At 66.0% G+C, this 23,311-nt stretch carries 18 protein-coding genes and 1 pseudogene; 5 read left to right on the top strand and 14 right to left on the bottom strand.

Translation table 11 applies throughout. The features are described from left to right. The coding region (locus AC16HO_RS06510; RefSeq protein WP_484335340.1) for a hypothetical protein at positions 1 to 209 on the top strand (209 nt) is incomplete at its 5' end. A gap of 268 nt (positions 210 to 477) precedes the next feature. Here AC16HO_RS06510 and AC16HO_RS06505 read toward each other — a convergent pair. Together AC16HO_RS06505 and AC16HO_RS06500 are read right to left on the bottom strand one after the other, a co-directional pair. Further along, positions 478 to 1,134: pseudogene (locus tag AC16HO_RS06505) on the bottom strand (magnesium chelatase domain-containing protein); the annotation flags it as partial. A gap of 414 nt (positions 1,135 to 1,548) precedes the next feature. Continuing rightward, a complete protein-coding gene (locus AC16HO_RS06500) occupies positions 1,549 to 1,845 on the bottom strand; it encodes an accessory factor UbiK family protein (protein WP_395641250.1) in 297 nt (98 codons plus the stop codon). 219 nt (positions 1,846 to 2,064) lie between these two features. Here AC16HO_RS06500 and AC16HO_RS06495 point away from each other — a divergent pair, with 219 nt between their 5' ends. The 4 genes from AC16HO_RS06495 (at position 2,065) to AC16HO_RS06480 (ending at position 9,792) form a co-directional block, all read left to right on the top strand. Next, positions 2,065 to 2,403 carry a P-II family nitrogen regulator gene (locus AC16HO_RS06495; RefSeq protein ID WP_395641249.1) on the top strand — a complete coding sequence of 113 codons (339 nt, stop codon included), beginning with the start codon at positions 2,065 to 2,067 and terminating at the stop codon, positions 2,401 to 2,403. 251 nt (positions 2,404 to 2,654) lie between these two features. After that, complete coding sequence (gene gltB / locus AC16HO_RS06490) at positions 2,655 to 7,109, top strand: glutamate synthase large subunit (RefSeq protein ID WP_395641248.1); 4,455 nt, start codon at positions 2,655 to 2,657, stop codon at positions 7,107 to 7,109. A gap of 20 nt (positions 7,110 to 7,129) precedes the next feature. Further along, positions 7,130 to 8,566, top strand: a complete 1,437-nt coding sequence (locus AC16HO_RS06485; protein WP_395641247.1) for an FAD-dependent oxidoreductase — start codon at positions 7,130 to 7,132, stop codon at positions 8,564 to 8,566. A gap of 44 nt (positions 8,567 to 8,610) precedes the next feature. Continuing rightward, on the top strand, positions 8,611 to 9,792 hold the full coding sequence (locus AC16HO_RS06480) for an amino acid aminotransferase (protein ID WP_395641246.1): 1,182 nt from the start codon (positions 8,611 to 8,613) through the stop codon (positions 9,790 to 9,792). Positions 9,793 to 9,891: 99 nt separating this feature from the next. Here the strand turns inward: AC16HO_RS06480 and AC16HO_RS06475 are convergent, their stop codons facing one another. From AC16HO_RS06475 to mrdA, 12 genes are all read right to left on the bottom strand, one after another. Continuing rightward, positions 9,892 to 10,392, bottom strand: coding sequence for a hypothetical protein (locus tag AC16HO_RS06475; RefSeq protein ID WP_395641245.1), 501 nt, complete (start codon positions 10,390 to 10,392; stop codon positions 9,892 to 9,894). Between the two features lie 10 nt (positions 10,393 to 10,402). Further along, entirely contained in the window at positions 10,403 to 11,215 is an 813-nt protein-coding gene (locus AC16HO_RS06470) for a YajG family lipoprotein (protein WP_395641244.1), read from the bottom strand. Between the two features lie 137 nt (positions 11,216 to 11,352). Beyond that, entirely contained in the window at positions 11,353 to 13,659 is a 2,307-nt protein-coding gene (locus AC16HO_RS06465; protein WP_395641243.1) for a carboxy terminal-processing peptidase, read from the bottom strand. 37 nt (positions 13,660 to 13,696) lie between these two features. Beyond that, positions 13,697 to 14,713, bottom strand: a complete 1,017-nt coding sequence (gene lipA / locus AC16HO_RS06460; protein WP_395641242.1) for a lipoyl synthase — start codon at positions 14,711 to 14,713, stop codon at positions 13,697 to 13,699. Further along, positions 14,710 to 15,435, bottom strand: a complete 726-nt coding sequence (gene lipB, locus AC16HO_RS06455; RefSeq protein WP_395641241.1) for a lipoyl(octanoyl) transferase LipB — start codon at positions 15,433 to 15,435, stop codon at positions 14,710 to 14,712. Before lipB ends, lipA begins: the two co-directional genes overlap by 4 nt. A 118-nt stretch (positions 15,436 to 15,553) precedes the next feature. Then, positions 15,554 to 15,859 carry a YbeD family protein gene (locus AC16HO_RS06450; protein ID WP_484335339.1) on the bottom strand — a complete coding sequence of 102 codons (306 nt, stop codon included), beginning with the start codon at positions 15,857 to 15,859 and terminating at the stop codon, positions 15,554 to 15,556. Beyond that, positions 15,859 to 17,250, bottom strand: coding sequence for a D-alanyl-D-alanine carboxypeptidase family protein (locus AC16HO_RS06445; RefSeq protein WP_395641239.1), 1,392 nt, complete (start codon positions 17,248 to 17,250; stop codon positions 15,859 to 15,861). The genes AC16HO_RS06450 and AC16HO_RS06445 overlap by 1 nt, the downstream gene beginning before the upstream one ends. 118 nt (positions 17,251 to 17,368) lie before the next feature. After that, complete coding sequence (locus AC16HO_RS06440; protein ID WP_395641238.1) at positions 17,369 to 18,313, bottom strand: septal ring lytic transglycosylase RlpA family protein; 945 nt, start codon at positions 18,311 to 18,313, stop codon at positions 17,369 to 17,371. Next, positions 18,310 to 19,329 (bottom strand): lytic murein transglycosylase B, encoded by a 1,020-nt coding sequence (gene mltB, locus AC16HO_RS06435; RefSeq protein ID WP_395641237.1) that lies wholly within the window; start codon positions 19,327 to 19,329, stop codon positions 18,310 to 18,312. Before mltB ends, AC16HO_RS06440 begins: the two co-directional genes overlap by 4 nt. Positions 19,330 to 19,408: 79 nt before the next feature. Further along, positions 19,409 to 20,263 (bottom strand): 2OG-Fe(II) oxygenase, encoded by an 855-nt coding sequence (locus tag AC16HO_RS06430; protein ID WP_395641236.1) that lies wholly within the window; start codon positions 20,261 to 20,263, stop codon positions 19,409 to 19,411. 27 nt (positions 20,264 to 20,290) lie between these two features. Then, positions 20,291 to 21,412 carry a rod shape-determining protein RodA gene (rodA, locus tag AC16HO_RS06425; protein ID WP_395641659.1) on the bottom strand — a complete coding sequence of 374 codons (1,122 nt, stop codon included), beginning with the start codon at positions 21,410 to 21,412 and terminating at the stop codon, positions 20,291 to 20,293. Next, positions 21,412 to 23,310, bottom strand: a complete 1,899-nt coding sequence (gene mrdA / locus AC16HO_RS06420) for a penicillin-binding protein 2 (protein ID WP_395641235.1) — start codon at positions 23,308 to 23,310, stop codon at positions 21,412 to 21,414. The genes rodA and mrdA overlap by 1 nt, the downstream gene beginning before the upstream one ends. Position 23,311: the final 1 nt, after the last annotated feature.

The following is a 23,311-nucleotide window of genomic DNA, read 5'->3' as shown; positions in this document are numbered from 1 at the left end:
CGACTTCGTTTCTAAACGTCATTGAATCGACAGATCAGTCACAGGCCTATCCGCTACAATTCTTCACCACGTTCTATCTCAACAAAGTCGGACATTCGCTGACTGGAGCGAAAGTGGAGGCCGGCGGAATCAATTCCTCAGCTTCTGGGCCATTAACAGTCTGGCGACAACGTTTCGACTTGAATTCCGAAGGCTACGAAGACCAGTAGGGGCAAGCCGGGTAAATTCACGAGAAAAGTAGCGACACGAAAGTGGCGACGCTGCGAAAAGAATACGGCGAGAATTTCGCGGCTGGTTTCCGATCCGATGCTCATTTGGGAACCGTACGCGAGAAGATCGGTTTGAGCCTACGTCAGCTGGTTCACCAGACGAAGAAGCTGAATAACTGAGGACGGGTATCGCCTCCGACAAAGCAGAAGGCTCGCCAAAGTCCGGACCCACAAAGTCAATTAGACAAAGGACTTTATTTCTATATCATATGAGCAGGTGGTGCGCGCCGGCCGCGGCGATTTCAAGAGCCCGGCGCGCCTGCGCCTGGCCGCGCACGTCGGCGAGGTCGGGATAGTCGCGCTCCTCGTCGTTCGTGTTCGCGGTCGCCGCGACCGCGCCTTCGGGCAGGTCGCCCGCGCCGCGCAGAAACGCGAGCACGTCGAGCAGGGTATCGGCGCCGCGCACCTCGGCCGCGGACACCAGTGCGGCTTCGGCGGCGTTGGTCCGCGGCACGATCAACGCGCGCCCCGCGCGCACGGTCTTGAGCGCCGCGGGCAATACGCCGGTGACTGCGCGCAACTCGCCGGACAAGGCGAGTTCGCCGAGGAACTCGTAGCGCGCCAATGCTTCCTTCGGCAGGTGCCCGGCAGCGGCGAGGATGCCGAGGGCGATCGGCAGGTCGAAACGCCCGCCGTCCTTGGGCAGGTCGGCCGGCGCCAGGCTGACGGTCACGCGACGTGCGGGATATTCGATCTGCGCGTTCTGGATCGCGACGCGGACGCGGTCACGCGCCTCCTTCACCGCGGTTTCGGGCAGGCCGACGATGGATGTACCCGGCAAGCCGCCGGAAAGGTGCACCTCGACCGTGACCGCGGGCGCGGCCACGCCGTCCTGCGCGCGGCTGTGGACGGTGGCAAGGCTCATGGCAGGCGAATCTGCAACACGCCGTCCGACGTGCGCGCCGTCAAGGCAACTTGCTGGCGGGGATGGCCGTCCGTGGACGGCGGCGCACCGGCGCGGGCGCAAAAACAACGAACATCCCTGTTCACCCGCCGATCCGGGCAGGGTTCCGAGCGTACTGCGTCCTTGTCGAACGGTGCGGCCACGAATGACCGGTTCGGGGTCCTCGCGATCAGGGGCGATCGCCAAGGTACAGATTCCGCGAGCGGTCGCGCCGGTTCCACCCGCTGTCCATGCGGGGAGGGTTGCAATTCATGCCAACCGGACGACGAGCCGTGATCACCGCAACCATCGGCAACGGGTGCCGAGCTCGGTTCACGACCGCCCGCGGAAAAAAGGGGCTGCATCGGCCTCATGCCGATCGGCCACTGATGCCGATCAGTGCGCTGCGGTTTTGCTGCCGAGCAGCGCCTCGAGCTCGGCGACACGATGCTCGAGCACCTCGACCATCTCGCGGGTGCGCAGCAGCACACAACGCTGCACGTCGAACTCTTCGCGAGTGACGAGATCGAGCGCGCGCAAGCCCGACCGCAAGGTGTCCTTGAAGTTGGCGGAGAGGTCGTCCATGGCCTCGCGCGGGGAATCAGCCAGACGCGCACGCGCATCCGCAAGAGCAGGAGGAACGAGTTCGACCAGGCGACGGGCCAGGTCGTCGAGCGGGGAGACGGCAATCACGGCGTTACCTCTCGGACAAATGATGATGCGCAACGGACCGAAGGCAGCCTAGCCTATCCGTTCGCCGCGGGCACTGGCAGTTTACTGATTCGCTTGTAGGAATTTTCCTACACGCCAGACGGAAATCGCGGCCCGGATGCATCATTTCCGGGCGCCAGCGCCGTGCCGGCTTTTTCGGTATAGTCGCCTGCACGCAATCCATTCGGCGAACCACAAGCCATGAAACTGGTCACCGCGGTCATCAAACCGTTCAAGCTCGACGATGTGCGCCAGGCACTCGCCGAGGTGGGCGTGCAGGGCATCACGGTAACCGAGGTCAAGGGTTTCGGCCGGCAAAAAGGCCACACCGAGCTGTATCGCGGCGCGGAGTACGTCGTCGATTTCCTGCCGAAGATCAAGATCGAGATCGCTGTCGCCGACGGCCTCGTCGAACGCGTCGTCGAAACGATTTTGTCTTCCGCGAACAGCGGCAAGATCGGCGACGGCAAGATCTTCGTCCACGATCTGGAGCAGGTCATCCGCATCCGCACCGGCGAGACCGGCGCGGACGCGTTGTAGGCCCGCACTCCCGCCTTCGCGGGAATGGCGCCGGAAACCGTTGCCTTTCCGCGCGCACGAAGCGGATTTTTGTATGGCCGTCTAGGCGGCCATTTGCCACAGCCTTTGACGCGGCGCAACATTTGTGTTGTAGTCGCGTGCGTGGAATATCCACATAACCAAGGCGGGCGCCAGGACGCGCCGGCTTTGTCGTCGCCAGATGCCGGCGGATCGGAGCGATCGCGTCGCATCGAGCAAGAGCAGGTTCGATCATGTTGCAACAACGCGCTGATACGCTGTACGACCCGTCGTTCGAACACGACAGCTGCGGTTTCGGGCTGATCGCGAACATCGACGGCAAAGCGGGCGCGTGGCTGGTCGACCAAGCCTTCTCCACGTTGGCGAAGATGTCGCATCGCGGCGGCATCGGTGCCGACGGCATCACCGGCGACGGTTGCGGCGTCCTGCTCTATCGCCCGTTCGGCTGGCTGCGGGCGCTGGCGAACGACGCCGGCATCAATGTCGGCGAGCGTTTCGCCTCGGGCCATGTCTACCTCGACCGCAACGACACGGCGCGCGCGGTGGCACAGAAGGCCGGACTCGAAAAGTGCTTGCACGCGGAAGGCCTGAGCGTCGCCGGCTGGCGCGAAGTGCCGGTCGATGCGCGCGCCTGCGGGCCGATCGGTGAAGCGCACCGCCCGCGCATCGAGCAGATCTTCGTCGACGCACCGGCCGGCATGGATGAAGGCGCGTTCGACCGCGCCCTGTTCCGCGCGCGCCGCCTGGCCGAGAAAAACCTCAACGACGACATCCACTTCTACGTCGTCACCCTGTCGGCAAGCACTTTTGCGGCCAAGGCCATGGTCGCGCCGGGCCAGCTGCGCGCCGCATTTCCGGACTTCTCGCATCCGGCGCTCGAGGCCAGCGCTGCGGTGTTCCATCAGCGCTATTCGACCAACACGATGCCGCACTGGCGCCTGGCCCAGCCGTTCCGCCTGCTCGCGCACAACGGCGAGATCAACACGATCAAGGCCAACCGCAACTGGGCGACCGCGCGCGCGGCCAAGTACAAGTCCCCGCTCGTCGACTTCTCCGATCTCGGCGAACTGGTCACGAGCAAGGGCTCGGACTCGCAAAGCCTCGACAACATGCTCGAGGTGCTCGTCGCCGGCGGCCTCGACGTGCTGCTCGCGATGCGCGTGCTGATTCCGCCGGCGTACGCCTCGCGCGACGATCTCGACGAGGATCTCGAAGCGTTCTACGAGTACTACGCGTTGCATTCCGAGCCATGGGACGGTCCGGCCGGCATCGTGCTGTGCGACGGAAGGCATGCCGCTTGCGCGCTCGACCGCAACGGCCTGCGCCCGGCGCGCTGGGCGCGCTCGGATGACAACCATCTCATCGTCGCCTCCGAGGCCGGGCTGTGGGACGTGCCCGATTCGCGCATCGTCGCCAAGGGCCGCCTCGGGCCGGGCGAGATGATCGCGGTCGATCTGGTCGAGCACAAGCTGCTCGACAGCGCGGCGATCGACGCGGTCAACCGTGCGCGTGCGCCCTACAAGAAGTGGTTGCGCGAGCAGCTCAACCATCTCGAATCGCATCTGATCGATCCGGCGCTCGCCGCCGAGCCGTTCTCGCCTGAGGTGCTCGCGCGCTACCAGAAGCAGTTCGCGCTGACGCGCGAGGAGCGCGACGTCATCCTGAAAACCCTCGCCGAGGACGAAGCCGAAGCCACCGGCTCGATGGGCGACGACACGCCGATCGCGGTGCTCTCGCAGCAGTCGCGCTCCCTGTACGAATACTTCCGCCAGTCGTTCGCGCAGGTAACCAATCCGCCGATCGATCCGCTGCGCGAGCGCCTGGTCATGTCGCTGACCACGCAGATCGGCCTCGAGCGCAACGTCTTCGATCTGTCGCCGGACAACGCCAAGCAGGTACTGCTCAACTCGCCGATCCTCTCGCAGCGCAAGCTGCGCCAGATCCTCGCGTTGCCGCATATCGCGCCGGCGAACATCAAGCTCGACCTCTACTACGACGAGCAAATCGGCCTCAAGGCCGCGATCGAAGGCCTTTGCGACCGTGCCGAGGACGCGGTGCGCAACGGCGCCATGCTGATCCTGCTGTCCGACCGCTACCCGGCACCGGGTCTGCTGCCGATCCATGCGCTGCTCGCGACCGGCGCCGTGCACGCGCGCCTGACGCAAAAGCAGTTACGCTGCGACTGCAACATCCTCGTCGAGACCGGCAACGCGCGCGACGCGCATCACTTCGCCTGCCTGATCGGTTTCGGCGCGACCGCGGTGTATCCATACCTGTCGTACCAGACCTTGTTCGACATGAGCAAGCACGGCCAGCTCAAGGGCCGCCAGGGCGAGCCGCCGAGCGAGATCGGCCGTAGCTACCGCCGCGGCATCCAGAAAGGCCTGCTCAAGATCATCTCGAAGATGGGCATCGCGACCATCGCCGGCTATCGCGGCGCGCAGTTGTTCGAGATCGTGGGCCTCGACAACGAAGTCGTCGAGCTGTGCTTCCCCGGCACGCCCTCGCGCATCGGCGGTGCCGGCTTCGCCGACATCCAGAACGAATACAAGGCGCAATCGATCGCCGCGCGCGATCCGAACTACGCGCCGCCGCCAGGCGGCCTGATGAAGGCGCTGCCGGGCGGCGAATTCCACATGTACAACCCCGAGGTCGTCGGCTCGCTGCAACTCGCAGTGCGTACGGGCGATGCGAAGCTGTATCAGCGCTATGCCGATGCGGTCGACCGGCGCGTGCCCGCGGCGCTGCGCGATCTGCTCGCCGTGCATCCGCTCGGCGCGCCGGTGCCGCTCGAAGAGGTGGAGCCGGTCGAGACGATCCTGAAGCGCTTCGACTCGGCCGGCATGTCGCTCGGCGCGCTGTCGCCCGAGGCGCACGAGTCGCTGGCAATCGCTATGAACCGCCTCGGCGCGCGCAGCAACTCGGGCGAAGGCGGCGAAGACCCGCTGCGCTACGGCACCGAGAAGATGTCGAAGATCAAGCAGGTTGCCTCGGGCCGCTTCGGCGTCACTCCGGCGTATCTCGTCAACGCCGAAGTGTTGCAGATCAAGATCGCACAAGGCGCCAAGCCCGGCGAAGGCGGCCAGCTGCCGGGGCACAAGGTCAACAGCATGATCGCGCGTCTGCGTTACGCGCGCCCGGGCATCGGCCTGATTTCGCCGCCGCCGCACCACGACATCTATTCGATCGAAGATCTCGCGCAGTTGATCTACGACCTCAAGGAAGTGAATCCTGCGGCGCTGGTTTCGGTCAAGCTCGTCGCGAATGCCGGCGTCGGCACGATTGCCGCGGGCGTGGCGAAAGCGAATGCCGATCTGATCACCATCTCCGGCCACGACGGCGGCACGGGCGCCAGCCCGCTGACCTCGATCCGCTACGCGGGTTCGCCGTGGGAGCTGGGCCTGTCCGAAGCGCAGCAGACACTGGTGCGCAACGGCCTGCGCGAGCGCGTGATCGTGCAGACCGACGGCGGCCTGAAGACCGGCCTCGACGTGATCAAGGCGGCGATGCTCGGCGCGCAGTCGTTCGGCTTCGGCACCGCGCCGATGGTTGCACTCGGCTGCAAGTACCTGCGCATCTGCCATCTGAACTCCTGCGCGACCGGCATTGCGACGCAGAACGACGAGTTGCGCAAGAAGCACTACGACGGTCCGCCACAGCAGGTCGAGAATTTCTTCCGCTTTGTCGCCGAGGACGTGCGCCAGCACATGGCGCGTCTTGGTGTGCGCAAGCTCGACGAAATCATCGGCCGTACCGACCTGCTCACCCAGCGCGAAGGCGCGACGGTCAAGCAGAACAAGGTCGATCTTGCACCGCTGCTCGGCTCGGGTCTCATCGGCAGTGTGCCGGGCTGCGCGGCAGCGCCGATCCCGCAGAGCGATCTGGCCAAGCGCATCGCCGCGGACACCCGGGCGGCAGTCGAAAAAGCGAGCGGGGGCGAATTCCGCTACACCGTCGTCAATACCGATCGCTCGATCGGCGCACGTCTGTCCGGCGAAGTCGCGCGCAGGCACGGCGATCAGGGCATGGCGGCGAACCCGGTCACGTTGCGCCTGTCCGGCGCCGCGGGCCAGAGCCTTGGCGCTTGGAACGCGGGTGGCGTGCATATCGTGCTCGATGGCGAGGCCAACGACGGCGTCGGCAAGGGCATGGCGGGCGGGCGCATCGTCGTGCGTCCGCCGCATGACGCCGGCTTTCCCAGTCACGAATCGTCGATCGTCGGCAACACCTGCCTGTACGGTGCGACCGGCGGCGAGTTCTACGCCGCAGGCCGCGCGGGCGAGCGCTTCGCGGTGCGCAACTCGGGTGCACTCGCCGTGGTCGAAGGCGTCGGCGATCACTGCTGCGAGTACATGACCGGCGGCACCGTCGTCGTGCTCGGCCGCTGCGGCGTCAACTTCGGCGCCGGCATGACCGGCGGCTACGCCTTCGTCCTCGACGAGGCGCGCGATTTCGTCGACCGCTACAACCACGAACTGGTCGACATCACGCGCATCTCGCACGAGGGCATGGAGAACTACTGGCAACACCTGCGCAACCTGCTGCTCGGCTACGTCGATGCGACCGGCAGCGCCTGGGGACGCCGCATCGTCGAGGAGTTCCGCGAGCTCGTGCACAAGTTCTGGCTGGTCAAACCGAAGGCGGCCAGCCTCGACTCGCTCGCCGACGAACTGCGCCGCGCAGCCTGATAGCTGAAGAATCGATCAACGTGAAAAAAGACAATTTTCCATTTTTGCGCTTTCCCCGCGAACTGCCGCGCGAACTCAATGTTCCGATCCGCGTGCTCGGCTACGGCGAGATCCACACGACGTTCAGCGGCGAACAGATCACCGAGCAGGCCTCGCGCTGCATCGACTGCGGCAATCCGTACTGCTCCTGGGGCTGCCCGCTGCACAACCATATCCCGCGCTGGCTCGAACTCGCGCGCGAGGGTCGCGTGGAGGACGCCGCCGCGCTGATGCACGAAACCAATCCACTGCCCGAGATCTGCGGCCGCATCTGCCCGCAGGATCGCCTCTGCGAGCAGGCCTGCACGCTCGAAACCGGCTTTGGCGCGGTGACGATCGGCGCGATCGAGCGTTCGATCACCGATGAGGCGTTCAAGCGCGGCTGGCGGCCCAGGCTCGACGACGTCGAGCCGACTGGCAAAAAGGTGGCCATCGTCGGCGCGGGTCCGGCCGGGCTCGCTGCGGCCGACGTGCTTGCGCGCTCGGGCATCGCCGTCGAAGTGTTCGACCGTTACGAGGAAATCGGCGGCCTGCTCACCTTCGGCATTCCGCCATTCAAGCTCGACAAGAGCATCGTCGACACTCGTCGCGGCGTGCTCGAAGGCATGGGTGTCAAGTTCCGGCTGAAGACGGAAATCGGCAGGGATGTGGATTTCGCCACGCTGACCCGCGACTACGACGCCGTCTTCCTCGGCACCGGCGCCTACCAGTTCGTCGATGGCAAGCTGCCGGGGCAGACCTTGCCCGGGGTGCACGCCGCGCTGCCGTTCCTGATTGCCAACATGCGCCGCCTGCTCGGCACCGCGACGGCTGCGGACGTCATGCCCGAATTGCTCGGCAAGCGCGTCGTGGTGCTCGGCGGCGGCGACACCTCGATGGACTGCGTGCGCACCAGCGTGCGCCACGACGCCGAGAGCGTCACCCTCGTCTACCGCCGCGACGAAGCGAGCATGCCCGGCTCGCGCCGCGAGGTGAAATACAGCCGCGATGAGGGCGTGGACTTCCTGTTCCAGCGCCAGCCGCTCGAGATTCTCGGCAATGCCAGGGGCGTCATCGGCGTGCGCGTCGGCGAGACGCGTCTGGTCGACGACGGCAACGGCCGCCCGCGTTCCGAGGTCGTCCCGGGCAGCGAGGAAGTGCTGCCGGCCGATGTCGTCATCCTCGCCTTCGGCTTCCTGCCCGAGCCGCCGGCATGGGCAACGGCCAACGGCATCGAGTTCGCGTCGAACGGCAAGATCGTGCTCGGCGGCGCCGGCCGCCTGCCGCTGCAGACGACGAATCCAAAGGTGTTCGCCGGCGGCGACATGTGGCGCGGCGCCGATCTCGTCGTGCGCGCCGTGCTCGACGGCCGCGAGGCAGCGAAGCAGATCAAGCAGATGGTTGCCGCCCACGCCACGGCGGATGCGGCCCGCGCCTGAGCGCGAGGTCATCCCACCCTCCCCGATCCGATCACGACCCGCCCATGTTCGAAACCCTGAAGCAACCCGCGCCCGACAAGATCCTCACCCTGATCGCACTGCTGCGCGACGATCCGCGCCCGAACAAGGTCGACCTCGGCGTCGGCGTGTACAAGGATCGCGAAGGCCGCACGCCGATCATGCAATCGGTGCGTGAGGCCGAGCAGGTGCTGTTCGCCGAGCAGACGACGAAGACCTATCTCGGCCTCGCCGGCGACACGACGTTCGACACGCTGATGACGGGGCTGGTCCTCGGCGACGCCGCGCCGGCCGCACGCGTGCGCGCCATCCAGACGCCAGGCGGCTCCGGGGCGTTGCGCATCCTGTTCGACCTGCTGCATCGCGCGAAGCCGGATGCCACGGTGTGGGTATCCGATCCGACCTGGCCCAACCATGTCCCGATGATCGAGGCTTCCGGCCTCGCGCATGCTTCCTATCCGTACTTCGATGCGACCACCGGCACGGTGCGCTTCGAGGCGATGCTGGCCGCGCTCGCGCAGGCGAAGCCGAACGACGTCGTGCTGCTGCATGGCTGCTGCCACAACCCGACCGGCGCGAACCTGACGTTCGAGCAATGGCGCGCGGTCGGCAGGCTTCTCCTCGAAAAGAACCTGTTTCCGTTCGTCGACATCGCCTACCAGGGTTTCGGCGAAGGCCTCGACGCCGACGCCGCCGGTGTGCGCCTGCTCGCCGCGCTCGTGCCGGCCATGTGCGTCGCCACGAGCTGCTCGAAGAATTTTTCCGTTTACCGCGACCGCGTCGGTTGCGCGATCCTGCTCGCGCCGTCCGCGGCCGAAGCCGATCTCGCCTGCAGCCAACTCGGCTCGGTCGCGCGCGCCAACTACTCGATGCCGCCGGACCATGGCGCCGCCGCGGTGCGCATCATCCTCGGCGACCCGGCGCGCCGCGCGGCGTGGACGGTCGAGGTGGACGCGATCCGCGCGCGCATGATCGCGCTGCGTGAGGGCCTCGCCGCGGCGCTGCGCAAGCACACGGGCACGGAGCGTTTCGATTTCGTCGCCCGCCATCGCGGCATGTTCTCGCGTCTGGGCCTCAGCGTCGAACAGGTGCACCGCCTGCGTGCCGAGCACGCGATTTACATGGTCGAGGACAGCCGCGTCAACGTCGCCGGCCTGCCGGATGATCGTCTCGACGACGTCGCGCACGCGATCGTCGCGGTGCTTTGAACACGGCGTCAATCACACGACACTGCATTGAGATGCCGAGAGCGAACAACCATTGCTTCAACATCATGGCGAGAACGAAGGCAAAGCTCGAAACCGGACCTATTTCGGCCTTACGTCGAAAGACGCTAGGTAGCCTGCGCCTATCGCTACGACCCGGTCATTTTCAACCTCGAAAATCAATTTGAAGGACAGCGGCGACCCGAAGTAGGCGGATAGCCTGTCACCGTCGCGCGTTGAAATCTTCATCGACGTGTACGTCTCCTTGGCACGCTCGAATGACATGCCGGGGCAGATGTCCGATGGAGTGCAGTATTTCGCATCGGCACTGCGTAGAAAAATAACACTGCCCCCGTTTTCGCCAAGCCAGACAGTCAAGCCAGGATAGATCATCCGCGGAGCCTTGTTTTGGCGCAGGTCGTCCTGTCGGTCCGGGCTGCCGAGCTTTTCCGACACGATTTTTTTACTGTCTCCGTGATGAATGCCGCCCAGCGAAAGCTCGCTGTACCAAATCGTCGACATTCCTTTTGCCTCGCAAATATTCGTGCACGCGAAAAAGCAAATTGCCGCGAAAATATTATCCGCTCGAAGAAGATTCTGCATTCCGCCTCACTCAGATTTCGCTGAGGATTTCACCGCGGCGCTTGTCGTATTCGTCCTTGCTGATCGCGCCGCTCTTGTACAGTCCATCGAGCTTGTGCAGGCGCGATTCGAGCGATTTCGACGAGACGTTCGCGGCGGGTTTTTCTGGCGCCGCCGCGGCCGGCTTTGCCGCCTTGCCCGGCGGCGGCGCATCCGTGACCGCAGGCGACGTCGACCAGACCTTGCGGAAATTCGTGTCATTCGAGAGCTTCGACAGTGCGTCGGCCAGCGCCTCGCTCAAGGCTTCGTTGCAGGCTTCCGCACTGCGACCGCGGCCGTAGTGATCGACGTTGCCCGAGAAACTGCCACTGGCCAGGATGCGTCCGGCGCGATTGGTCAGGCTGTAGGCGATCGTCACGTCGCCGACATAGGTGGCGCCGACCGCGCGGTTGTTGTGGGCAACGTTGAATTTCGTGTAGCGGATGAGAAGGCTGCCGTCCGTACCGTCGCCGAGTTTCAGCCCCCAGCCCGACAGCACGTTGCGCGTGACTTCTTCGACGTATTTGCCGACATCGTTCTTGGCGAGGATCGGGTAGACGACGGTGCCATCGTTGACGCCCTGCCCGATCACGGCCCCGGCTTCGGCGCCGCGCCCGTCCTCGACGCGCAAGGCGATGTTGCGTTCGCCGGCGCCCGCGATCGGGCTGGTCGCAGCGGCATTCGCGGGCACGCCCTTGACGACAAGGTCGATCTGCAGCGGCCTGCGTTCCACTTCGGCCCGTGCCGTCGACAGCGCAGAAACTCCGAACACGGCCGCTGCGGCGATGCGAACGAATGGGGACATGATCTTACCTCCGTGTCGATGCTGACGATGCGCCGAGGTTAACCGCCGCGCCAGGCATTGCCAAGCAACGATATCGGCGAGCACCGCGAGTTTTGCTCTCGCGGTGCTTCGCCGAATTGGCGTGCGTCACCCGGACTTCAGTTCACCGCATCCTTGACGATCGCGCCGCGCGGCAGCACCTGCGCGGCGAGCTTGGTGTCGGCGCGCAGCAGGTCGACTTCGTCGGCGACGATGTGCGCGGCTTCGTTGAGGACGACATCCTTGAATGCCTTGCGCCGCTTCTCTTCGGCAAGGTCGGACTTGAGGCTGCGTTCGTCGGCCTGCAAGCCATCGTCTTGATTGGGATTGTCGCCGGACTTGGCCACTTTTGCGCCATTCGCCGCACCGGCTTTCGCGGCCGGATTCTCCGCGTCCGGATCCGCCGCCCTGCGGTCTTCCGCGTTCGCGATCGTCTTGGTCCCGCCCGATTTGCCCGCGGACTGCGCGGCATCGGCAAACTGCTCCGGATGCCGTTCGCGACGCTTGGCCTCCTGCTCGTCGCGCTCTTTGCGCCGCACCGCCTCGTTGAGCGAGATGGTCTTGTCCTCGCGCAGCTTGCGCGCGTCGGCGACGTCGGCCTGGTAGGCAATCCAGTCCTTCTCGGTCGCGGCGCGGCGGTCGTGACGCGCCGCGAGCAGCGGCGAGAGCGCTTTCAGATCGCCGGTGGGCCGGTAGTCGGCGGCCGGGATCGAGGTCCACGGCAGCGCGTTGTCGTAGGACTGCTCACCGTTCTGGGCGAAGTCGCCGGTGACCGGGAACGCGATGTCGGGAGTGACGCCGCGCAACTGGGTCGAGCCACCGTTGACGCGGAAGAACTGCTGGATCGTCATCTTGAGCTCGCCATAGGTAGGCTTCTCGTTGCCGTACATCTGGTCGAGATCGAGCAGGTTTTGCACCGTTCCCTTGCCGAAGGTCGGCTCGCCGATGATCAGGCCGCGCCCGTAGTCCTGGATCGCGGCGGCGAAGATTTCCGAGGCCGAGGCCGAGTTGCGGTTGACGAGCACGGCGAGCGGGCCGTTCCAGGCCATGCCGCCGTTGCGGTCCTCGTGCTCGTCGATGCGCCCGTTGGCGCTGCGCACCTGCACGACCGGGCCCTTGTCGATGAACAGGCCGGTGAGCGTGGTCGCCTCGTCGAGCGAGCCGCCGCCGTTGTTGCGCAGGTCGATCAGCACGCCTTCGACGTTCTGCTTCTTCAGTTCGCCGAGTAGCCTGGCGACATCGCGCGTGGCGCTGCGGAAGTTAGCATCGCCGCGCCGGTGCGCCTCGAAGTCCTGATAAAACGTGGGCAGCGTGATCACGCCGATCTTGTGGGTGACATCGCCGTCCTTGGTTTCGATCACCGAACTCTTCGCCGCCTGCTCCTCGACCGCGACCTTCTTGCGCACCAGCGCGATCGTCATGTGCTTGCCGTCGGGACCGGCGTCGGCGGGCAGGATTTCCAGGCGCACGGTGGTGTCTTTCGCGCCGCGGATCTTCTCGACGACGTCGTCGAGGCGCCAGCCGACCACGTCGACCAGCGGTCCATGCTCGCCCTGACCAACACCGACGATGCGATCGCCGACCTTGACCTTGCCCGACAGCGCGGCCGGGCCGCCCGGCACGACTTCGCGGATCGCGGTGTAGTCGTCCTCGCGCTGCAGCACCGCACCGATGCCTTCGAGCGAAAGCTTCATCGCGATCTCGAAATTCTCCGCCTGACGCGGGCTGAGATAGTTCGTGTGCGGTTCGATCGACATCGCGTAGGCGTTGGCGAAGATCGAGAACGCGTCCTCGCTCGTGAGCTGGCGCACGCGCTCGAGGTAGTTCGCATAGCGCTTGTCCAGCGTCTCGCGGATCTTCGCGTCGTCCTTGCCGGCGAGTTTGAGGCGCAGCCAGTCGTTCTTCACGCGCTTGCGCCAGAGATCGTTGACCTCTGCGTCGGTCTTCGCCCACGGTGCCTTGTCGCGCTGATATTGGTAGCTCTCGTCCTTGCCGAAGTCGAAACCCTTCTTCAGCTCGGCGCGCGCAAAGGCGGTGCGCTCGCCGATGCGCTCAACGTAAAGGTTGAAGATCGCGAACGGTACCGACAGATCCTTGTTGCGGATCGCCTCGCCGAGCTTGTCGCGTGCGGGCGTGAAGCGGTCGATGTCGGCCTGGGTAAAGAACAATCGGTCGGCGTCGAGCGAATCGAGGTAGCGATCGAAGACCTGCTGCGACATCTTCGTGTCGAACGCCTCGGGCTTGTAGTGCATGTGCGAGAGGATCTTCATCGCCATCTGCGCCGCATCGGCCTGGTCGGGCGTGGGCTTGAGCGCGATCGCGGTCGCCGCGTCGCCTGCAGGCTTGGCCATCGCCAGCGTTGCTGCGAGCACGGCGGCGAGCAGGGTCGGGACAAACCACAGGGCCTTGCGATTGCGCACTAACATTTCACCAATCTCCGAAAACCGTTGTCCGACGACAGTCCTAAGCCGTTTCCTGCACGAAACCCGCCGCGTGCGCCATCTGGTCGGCATGGTACGACGAACGCACCAGCGGACCCGAGGCGACGTGGGTGAAGCCCAGCCTGTGTCCGTACTCGGCCAACGCGTCGAACTCGGCCGGCGTCCAGTAGCGCAACACGGGATGATGGTGCGGCGTCGGCTGCAGGTATTGGCCGATGGTCACCATATCGACATCGTGGGCGCGCAGATCGTTCAACGCGCCGTGCACCTGCACTTCGGTTTCGCCGAGGCCGAGCATGATGCCGGACTTGGTCGGCACATCGGCATGCTGCGCCTTGAAGCGCTGCAGCAGGGTCAGCGACCAGTCGTAGTCGGCGCCGGGGCGCACGTTCGGATACAACTCGCGCACCGTCTCCAGATTGTGGTTGAACACGTCGGGTGGTGCCTCGGCGAACACTTCCAGCGCACGCTCCATGCGGCCTTTGCCGCGGAAATCGGGAGTGAGGATCTCGAGTTTGGTGGAAGGATTGAGCGCGCGAATCTCGCGGATGCAGTTGACGAAATGGCCGGCACCGCCGTCGCGCAGATCGTCGCGGTCGACCGAGGTGACGACGACGTAGCGCAAACCCATGTCGCGGATCGTCTCGGCGAGATGGCGCGGTTCCTCGGCGTCGGGCGGCTTCGGCCGGCCGTGGGCGACATCGCAGAACGAGCAGCGGCGCGTGCACACCTCGCCGAGGATCATGAACGTCGCCGTGCCCTTGCCGAAGCATTCGTGGATGTTCGGGCAGGAGGCTTCCTCGCACACGGTGACGAGGCGGTTCGCGCGCAACTTGGACTTGAGCCTGGCCACCGCGTTGCCAGGCGGGATGCGCACGCGGATCCAGTCGGGCTTGCGCAGCATCGGCGCGCTCGCATCGAAACCGGCGCGGTTGCGCGCGATCTTGTCCTCGCCGAGCAGTTTTTCGCCGGTACGGATCGCGGCGCTGCCGGCGTCGCCGACCAGGGCAATGGGAATGGTCTTGTCTAGGGAATTCATGGGTGCACGCTATCATCCGGCACGGGCTGCACGCCAGTTCCGATGGTCACGGATGCTGCAAAAACGGGGCTCAGGTCCAATTGCCGGGCCAGTTGGGTGACGAGTTCGGCCTCGACCTCGGCAAGGCTAGAGGGGCCGCCGAGGTCCATCAGCTGGGTAACGGCCAGGCCTTGATACCCGCAGGGATTGATGCGGTGGAACGGCGCGAGGTCCATGTTCACGTTGAAGGCAAGGCCGTGGAATGTGCAGCCGCGCCGCACGCGCAGGCCGAGCGCGGCGATCTTGGCGCCGGCGACGTAGACGCCCGGGGCTCCTTCGCGGCGCACGCCTTCGACGTTCCAGTTCGCCAGCGTGTCGATGATCGCCTGCTCGATGCGACAGACCAGCTCGCGGATGCCGAGCTTGAGCCGGCGCAGGTCGATCAGCGGGTAGGCGACGATCTGGCCGGGTCCGTGGTAGGTCACCTGGCCGCCGCGGTCGACCGGCACCACCGGAATGTCGCCCGGCATCAGCACGTGCTCCCACTTGCCGGCCTGGCCGAGGGTAAATACGGGCGGATGTTCGACAAGCCAGAGTTCGTCCGTCGTCTCCGCGTCGCGCGCGTCGGTGAACGCCTGCATCGCGCGCCAGACCGGCGCGTAGGGCGACAGCCCGGGGAAACGGCGAACGAGTAGCGAGCGGGACTCGGGACTCGGGACTCGGGATTCGGGAAAATCGGACACGACGGAGCCTGTATTTCGCGCAGAATTTCTAGATGGCTATCGTCAACGGACAATCAAGTCGACGGATAAAAGACCGGGTTACAACAACCCACCCCGAGACCCGAGTCCAGAGCCTTGCTCACAGCGTCCATTTCACCGCCGCATCTTCGCGCAGCGCGGCATGCGCAGCCTCGTACATCTCTCGCGAAGGGCAGGTGAAGGTGACGCTGACCGAGACGAAATTGCCGTTGCTCGACGGACGCACGCGTTCGGAACCGTCCCGCACCGCGAGATCGAGGGCGGCGACGAGCTTCGCCACGCGTTGCTCGAGGCCCGCGTTGGCGTGGCCGACCGCGGTGATCTCGAATTCGCCCGGAAACTGGAAGCCCTGACCCGGATTCTCCGCATGGATCCTCTCGATCTGCTGCGGGTCGAACTTCTTCATCATTTAACCGGCGCCGGGTTGCCGACCGCGGCGGTGCCGACGGCCGAGGTTTCCGTCGTCGGGGCGCTCTTGAAGAGCAGCACGATGCCGTCGACGAAACGCCGCCACCAGCCGCCCTCGGGCTGTTCCTCGAGCACCACGAGCGGGCGTTCGACGAGCACCTTGTCGTCGAGTTTGACGCGCAGCGTGCCGACCTGCTGGCCCTTGGTGTACGGCGCGATCAGGCGGCTCGGCATGTCCATCGCCGCCTTCATGTCGGCGTAGCGGCCACGCGGCAACGTGATCAGCAGGTCGTCGGCGAGGCCGAGCGCGGCGCTCTCGTTCGCGCCGCGCCACAGCTGCGGCGTCGCCAGCGGCCGGTTCGCCTCGAACAGCTTGTGCGTCTCGAAGAAACGAAAACCGTAGTTGAGTACGGTCTGGTTCGCGTCGGCACGTTCCTTCTCGCTGCCCGTACCCATGACCACCGCAATCAGGCGCTGGTCGCCGCGTTTGGCCGAGGTGGCTAGGCAGAAGCCGGCGTCCTTGGTATGACCGGTCTTGATCCCGTCGACGGTCGAATCGCGCCACAGCAGCGAGTTGCGGTTGTGCTGGGTGATGCCGTTCCACTCGAATTCCTTGATCGCGTAGATCTTGTATTCCTCGGGATAATTGTGGATCAGCGCGCGCGACAGGAGCGCAATGTCGCGCGCGGTCGTGTACTCGTCCGGCGACGGCAACCCGGTCGGGTTGACGTAGTGCGTGCCGCTCATGCCGAGCTGCTGGGCGTACTGGTTCATCAGCGCGGCGAAGGTCTGTTCGGAGCCGGCGACGTGTTCGGCCAGCGCGATCGCCGCGTCGTTGCCCGACTGGATGATCATGCCGTAGAGCAGGTCCTTGAGCGGCACCTTGGAGTTGAGCTTCAGGAAGCTGGTCGAACCGTCGGTACTCGCGCCGCCGCCGCGCCAGGCGTTCTCGCTTATGTAGACCTCGTCGTCCATCTTGACCTTGCCCGCGGCGAGCTGGGCGGCGACGACGTAAGAGGTCATCACCTTGGTGATCGACGCCGGCTCGACGCGCGTGTCGATGTTGTCGCCGGCCAGCACCTGGCCGCTGGTGTAGTCCATCAGCGCCCAGCTTTTCGCGCCGAGCTGCGGCTGCGGCGGCACCGGCACGTTGAGCGTGTTCGCGCCCGGCATCGGCGTGGCCGGCTGCACGGGCAACGCCGCGGCAGCCTCCTCGGGTTTCTGCTCGGCCTGCTTTTGCTGCTCGGCCTGCTTTTGCTGCTCGGCCTTCTGCTCCTGCGCCTGCTGGTGGCGGCGTTTCGTCTTCGCCTCGCTCGGCGCCGTCGCGATCAGCGCAGCGGCGGCAAAAGTACACAACGAGACTTTTTGTACAAATTTCCAATTTATCATTTTACAAAATCATCCGGGGAAATCGCCATTCCCGCCTTCGCGGGAACGACAAGCAGAACCAAACAGCGTCGATCCGCCGATTTTACACTTCAAAGCTGAATGCGACGACCTTCACGATTCAATCGTCGATCGCCACACGCGGCTCGCCGAGGCCCAGCGCACGCACTTTCGGCGCCAGCGCGTCGGCCTCGTCGGCGTCGCGCAGCGGGCCGATGCGTACGCGCCGCACCGCGCGCCCGTTCGACGCACCCTCGACCACGCGCACCGTGCCGAGGCGCGCGCCACGCAGGGTTTCCGCGGCGCGCTCGGCGTTGACCTGGTCCGAGAACGCACCGACTTGCAGGTATAGCGCGGGTTTGTGGATTTTTCCTGGCGGCGGCGCGGCGGCGATGCGCGGCGGCGACGCGGCCGCCGGCGCCGGTCGTGCCGGACTGCGCGCCGCGAGATCGCGCTCGGGATGCTCGGGATCGATCGCGCGCACCTCGACCAGGCCCGTGCCCTTCTGCCAGATGCCGAGCTTGATCGCGGCGACGTAGGACAGGTCGATGACGCGGTTTTCGGCGAACGGGCCGCGGTCGTTGACGCGCACGATCACGCTGGCACCGTTGTCGAGGTTGGTCACGCGCGCGTAGCTCGGCAGCGGCAGCGTCTTGTGCGCCGCGCTGAACGCGTACATGTCGTACTTCTCGAAATTCGAGGTCGTATAGCCGTGGAACTTGTTGCCATACCACGAGGCGATGCCGCGCTCGACGTAACCGGAGGCGTTCGGCAGCACGTTGTAGGTCTTGCCAAGCACTGCGTACGGCGACTTGTTGCCGTAGGCGGAACGCGGCTCTGCTCTCGGCACCGGCTCGGGGATCCTGCTCACGTCGGGCAGCGCGCCACCGGGCCCGGAATCGTCGTTCTGCGCGTAACGGCTGGACTGCGGGCGCGAAGTGTCGTCGGCACGCGAACGCGTCTGCGACGAAGGTTTGACCGGCCGATATCCGCCACAACCCGCGATCAGCAACAGTCCGGCTGCGACCCCTGCGCGCAGCAGGCCGGCGGACGCGCGCGCGCTCATTTCGCCGCAGGCTTGACGCCGGTCTGCGCGGCGATTTCGCAGCCGAGCTGGTACACGGCCAGGCTGTACAGCGGACTGCGGTTGTAACGCGAGATCGCGTAGAAGTTCTGCAGCGTGATCCACACCTCGGGGCCATCCTCGCCCTCGAGCCTGACCAGCGTCGCCAGCGTGTCGTCGCCCACGTCGAGCTTCGTTGCCGGCACATAGCCCCATTCGACGAGCTGTCGCAGCGGATACGCCGGCTTGAGGTTTTCCGGCGTCACCGCACGCGCATTCGCGCTGACCTTTGCGCGCACCGCGACCGGTCCGCCCGTCTGCCAGCCGTTGCCGACGAAATAGTTGGCGATGCTGGCGACGATATCGGGCAGCGAGTTCCACAGATCGATCTTGCCATCTCCGTCCTCGTCACGCGCGAATTTGGCGATGCTCGACGGCATGAACTGGCCCCAGCCCATCGCCCCTGCGTACGAGCCCATCAGACTTTCCAGCGGATACGGGAAATTTGGTCCCCGCAGGAGGAACAACTGGCGCAGTTCGCCGCGAAAAAAATCTGCGCGCGGCGGGTAGTAGAACCCCAGCGTGGTCAACGCGTCGAGCACGCGGTAGCGCGTCGGCGTGCGCCCGTAGTTCGTCTCCACGCCGATGATCGCGACCAGGATCGAGGCCGGTACGCCGAACTCCTTCGCGACGCGATCGAACAACGCCGCATTGGCGCGATAGAACGCGACGCCACCGTCGATGCGCGCCTGGGTGAGGAAGATCGGCCGGTACTCGCGCCAGGTCTTCGACTCGGCCGGACGCGAGATCGCATCGATGATGCTCTGCTGGTAGCGCGCCTTGGCCAGCGTGGCCAGCACGTCGGCGGCGGAAAGATCGGTGTCGCGTGCCAGGTCGTCGGCGAACTGCTTCTGCGCCGCGGCCACCTGCGCCGGCGTCGGCGGATCGTAGGCGCGCGCCAGCGCGGCGAACGAGGCAAACAGCAGACAGGCACACGAACACAAAACGCGGAAAGTCATCGATCGAACGGGCGGCGGGAACGGGTGCCGCGAGGGTAGCATGTCGGGCCGACAGCGTCGCCCCGCGGACGCGTTGCCATCAAGCGAAAATCCGCTGGCGCAGCCACTTCGTCGCGATCCACTTCTCGCCCGCTGCGACCGGCGCGCCGGCGTGCAGGGTTTTGCTCGCCGGTTCCGGCCGCGGATAGCTGAAGAACACCGCGTTGCCCTGCTGCGGCAGCACCGACAGGCCCACATCGGGGAACGTCGTCGCACCGCCGTTCTGCGGCGTGTTCAGGTACATGATCAGGCTGGCCACGCGCTGGCCGCCGCGACGGGTCAGCGCCGGCGTGCCGGGGTCGGCAGGGTCGAAGTAGTCGTAGTGCGGCTCGTACTCGGCGCCGGGCTGGTAGTTGAGCACCTGCAGGCCTTCGCCATTTTCGGCGGGCCAGTTCAGCAACCTCGCGATGCGCTCCTCGATGCGCATGTGCAACTCGCTCTCGGCACGCTGGAAGAACATGCCCTGGCTCGTGCGCGCGGTGTCGACCTGGTAGGTGCCGGTCTGCCGGTTGACCGTTTCCGAACGTGCCATGCGCGGCTTCGCCGCTTCGATCAACGCGGCGCATTCCTCGGCGCTGAGCAGACCGCCGAACACGACCACGCGCGGCGACTTCAGTTCGACGAGCACCTGCACCTCGCGGTCGCCCGCAGCGAGCGACAACGGCATCTTCGCGATATCGGGCTCGGGCATGCCCTCGGCGGGGCGGTCGTTCGCTTCGACCGCGACGCGTGCCCGAGTGTTCTCGGCGACGACGACGGCAAGCGCATCGCGCGCGGCCTTGCGCTGCCAGCCGGCCGCCATCAGCTCCGCGATCACCTGCTCGCTGCCCGCGCCGGCAAGCGTGCGATTGAGGATCCACTGCTTGGCTTCGGCGGTGACGCTCGTTCGGCTCATGTCGCTAGTGTATCCGCACGTCCGGCGTCAATGCGGGGATCTTCGGTAATTGTGGATCGCCATCAGCATGCCGAATCCGGCAAGCAGCGCCACAACCGAGGTACCGCCGTAACTGATCAGCGGCATCGGCACGCCGACCACGGGCAGGATGCCGGCGACCATGCCGCCATTGACCATGACGTAGACGAAGAACGACATGCTGATCGAGCCGGCGAGCAGACGCGAGTAGGTGTCGCGCGCGTTCGCCGCGATCATCAGGCCGCGGCCGACGATGAAGATGTAGAGCGCGATCACGGCGGCGACACCTATCAGGCCCCATTCCTCGGAGAGCACGGCGAAGGCAAAGTCGGTCGTATGCTCCGGCAGGAATTCGAGCGCCGACTGCGTGCCGTGCTGCCAGCCCTTGCCCCAGAGGCCGCCCGAGCCGACCGCAATCTCGCTTTGCATGATGTGCCAGCCATCGCCCAGGCGGTCGGCGGCCGGATCGAGGAAGGTGAACAGGCGCTTCTTCTGGTAGTCGTGCATGAAGTGCCAGGCGACGGGCGCCACCGCGGCGGCGGCGGCGGCAACGAGACCGATGCGCCACCAGGCCATGCCGGCGAGAAAGATCACGAACATGCCGCTGGCGACGACGAGCAGCGCGGTGCCGAGGTCGGGCTGCTTGGCGATCAAACCGGCCGGCAGCGCGATCAGCGCGCCGACGATCGCGAGCGAGGAAAATTTCGGCGGCAGCTCACCCCGGCTCAGCACCCACGCGGCCATCATCGGCATGGTCAGTTTCGCCAGCTCGGACGGCTGGAATCGGAGCACCTTCAGGTCCAGCCAGCGATGCGCGCCGCGACCTTCACCGAGCACGGCGACGACGAGCAGCAGGAACACGCTGCCCGCGTACAGCCACGGCGTCCACTTGCGCAGGCTCTGCGGCGACACGCGCGACAGCAGCACCATCAGCACCGCGCCGAGCACGAAGCGCACGCCCTGATTGAGCGCGACCTTCGTATCCGGAGCCCCCGCGCTGTACAGGTTGACGAGGCCGACGCAGGCGAGCAGGACCAGCGCCAGCGCGAGCGGCCAGTCCAGCGTCGGCGCACGCAGCCAGCGTCGCGCGAACAGGCGCAGGCGCGGGCCGAGCTGGTCGAAGTCGAACATCATTGTTGCGCAACCTTCGCCGGAGTTGCGGGCGCGTCGTCGTCATACTTGAGCCAGGCGTCGAGGATCTTGCGCGCGATCGGCGCGGCGTCGGAGGCGCCGCTCTTGCCGGCTTCGAGCGCGACGACGACGGCGACACGCGGCTCCTCCGCCGGAGTGAAGCATTCGAACAACACCTGATGGCGCTCGGCCGACGAAGTCGCGATCGTGGTCCAGGTTTCGTCGTAGCGTGAGTAGCGCTCGGCGGTGCCGGTCTTGCCGGCGATTGCATAGGGGAACTCCTTGCCCAGCCCGCTGACCGTGCTCGGCGGCGGCCCGTTCACCGCCAGCCACATGCCTTCCTCGATCGCCTTCCAGGTGCCGGGGCGCGTGCCTACGCTCGGCCCCGGCATCGGCAACGGCGCCGGTTGCACCGGCGCGCCGATGCCGGATTGCGTCGCACGCAGCACGTGCGGCGGCCGGTTCGCACCCTTCGCCGCGATGATGGTGAGCGCATGCGCAAGCTGGATCGGCGTCACCACCCAGAAGCCCTGACCGAAGCCGACGTTGACGGTATAACCGGCATACCAGGGCTGGTTGCGCGTCGCGCGCAGCCATTCGGCGGAAGGCAGCACGCCGGAGGCCTCGCCGGCGACATCGATGCCGGTCTTCGCGCCGAAGCCGAATTTGCCCATGAAGCCGCTGAAACGGTCGATGCCGAGCTCGTAAGCCAGCGAGTAGAAATAAGTGTTGACCGACCAGGCCAGCGCGAGCTTGAGGTCGACGCGGCCGGCGGGAAAATCGTCGCGGTAGCCGCGCGCCTGACCCGGGATGTGGTATTCGCCGGTCGAGACGACGGTGTCCGAGGGCGTGCGCACGCCGAGTTCCAGTCCGGCGGCGGCGGCATAGGGTTTGATCGTCGAGCCGGGAATGAAGCCGCCGGCAATCGCGCGGTTGAGCAGCGGCTTGCGCGGATCCTGGGTCAGCTCGGTGTAGTCGGCCTGGCCGATGCCGTTGACGAACAGGTTGCCATCGAAGTCGGGCTCGCTGACCATCGCAAGCACCTCGCCGTTGCGCGGATCGATCGCGACCACGGCACCGAGGCGACCGCCGAGCGCTTCCTCGGCCGCGCGCTGCAGGCGCGAATCGATCGACAGGTACAGATTCTTGCCCGGTGTCGGCGCTACGCGTTCGAGCGTACGCATGACACGTCCGCCGACGTTGACCTCGACCGTTTCGCTGCCCGGCTTGCCGTGCAGTTCGTCCTCGTACCAGCGCTCGACGCCCGTCTTGCCGATATGCGTGGTGCCGGCATAGTCGTTCGCATCGAGCTTGACCAGCTCGTTCATGTCAATGCGGCCGACGTAGCCGACCGTGTGCGCGAACAGCGAGCGCAGCGGGTAGGCGCGGGTCAGGTAGGGCACGACCTCGACGCCGGGAAAACGCCAGCGGTCGACCGCGAAGCGCGCGATCTCGTCTTCGCTGAGCTTGAGCCGCAGCGGCACGCTCTCGAACGCCTTCTTCTTCGCGCGCGCGATCTTGAAGCGTTCGATGTCGTCGGCGCTGATCGCGACGACGTCGCCGAGTTCGGCGAGCAGCTTGTCGAGCCCCCCGGGGCCACCCGCCACGGCCTCGGGCACGACTTCGAGACGGAACGCGGCAATGTTGTCGGCGAGCAGCACTCCGTTGCGGTCGTAGATCAGGCCGCGGCTCGGCGCGACACTGCGCACCGAGATGCGCTGCTGATCCGAGGTCTGCGCGAATTGCGTGCCGCGATAGATCTGCAGGAACACGTAGCGTGAGACGAGCGCGGCAAGGCAGAGCACAATGATGAGGAAGCCGACGATCGCGCGTGCGCGGAACGCTTCCGCATCGGCGCGGCCGTTGCGCAGCTGCATGCGCGCGCCGGTCAGATTCATC

The organism is Rudaea sp., assembly GCF_057139185.1.
This window is presented reverse-complemented; position numbering and strand designations above follow the sequence as displayed.

Coding starts and splice junctions, on each gene's coding strand:
- AC16HO_RS06440 (WP_395641238.1), bottom strand. CDS start 18,313: ATGAGCGCGCGCGCGTCCGCCGGCCTGCTGCGCGCAGGGGTCGCAGCC.
- lipA (WP_395641242.1), bottom strand. CDS start 14,713: ATGAATTCCCTAGACAAGACCATTCCCATTGCCCTGGTCGGCGACGCC.
- AC16HO_RS06480 (WP_395641246.1), top strand. CDS start 8,611: ATGTTCGAAACCCTGAAGCAACCCGCGCCCGACAAGATCCTCACCCTG.
- mrdA (WP_395641235.1), bottom strand. CDS start 23,310: ATGAATCTGACCGGCGCGCGCATGCAGCTGCGCAACGGCCGCGCCGAT.
- AC16HO_RS06470 (WP_395641244.1), bottom strand. CDS start 11,215: ATGTCCCCATTCGTTCGCATCGCCGCAGCGGCCGTGTTCGGAGTTTCT.
- gltB (WP_395641248.1), top strand. CDS start 2,655: ATGTTGCAACAACGCGCTGATACGCTGTACGACCCGTCGTTCGAACAC.
- mltB (WP_395641237.1), bottom strand. CDS start 19,329: ATGACTTTCCGCGTTTTGTGTTCGTGTGCCTGTCTGCTGTTTGCCTCG.
- AC16HO_RS06475 (WP_395641245.1), bottom strand. CDS start 10,392: ATGCAGAATCTTCTTCGAGCGGATAATATTTTCGCGGCAATTTGCTTT.
- AC16HO_RS06465 (WP_395641243.1), bottom strand. CDS start 13,659: ATGTTAGTGCGCAATCGCAAGGCCCTGTGGTTTGTCCCGACCCTGCTC.
- AC16HO_RS06445 (WP_395641239.1), bottom strand. CDS start 17,250: ATGATAAATTGGAAATTTGTACAAAAAGTCTCGTTGTGTACTTTTGCC.
- AC16HO_RS06450 (WP_484335339.1), bottom strand. CDS start 15,859: ATGAAGAAGTTCGACCCGCAGCAGATCGAGAGGATCCATGCGGAGAAT.
- rodA (WP_395641659.1), bottom strand. CDS start 21,412: ATGTTCGACTTCGACCAGCTCGGCCCGCGCCTGCGCCTGTTCGCGCGA.
- AC16HO_RS06430 (WP_395641236.1), bottom strand. CDS start 20,263: ATGAGCCGAACGAGCGTCACCGCCGAAGCCAAGCAGTGGATCCTCAAT.
- AC16HO_RS06495 (WP_395641249.1), top strand. CDS start 2,065: ATGAAACTGGTCACCGCGGTCATCAAACCGTTCAAGCTCGACGATGTG.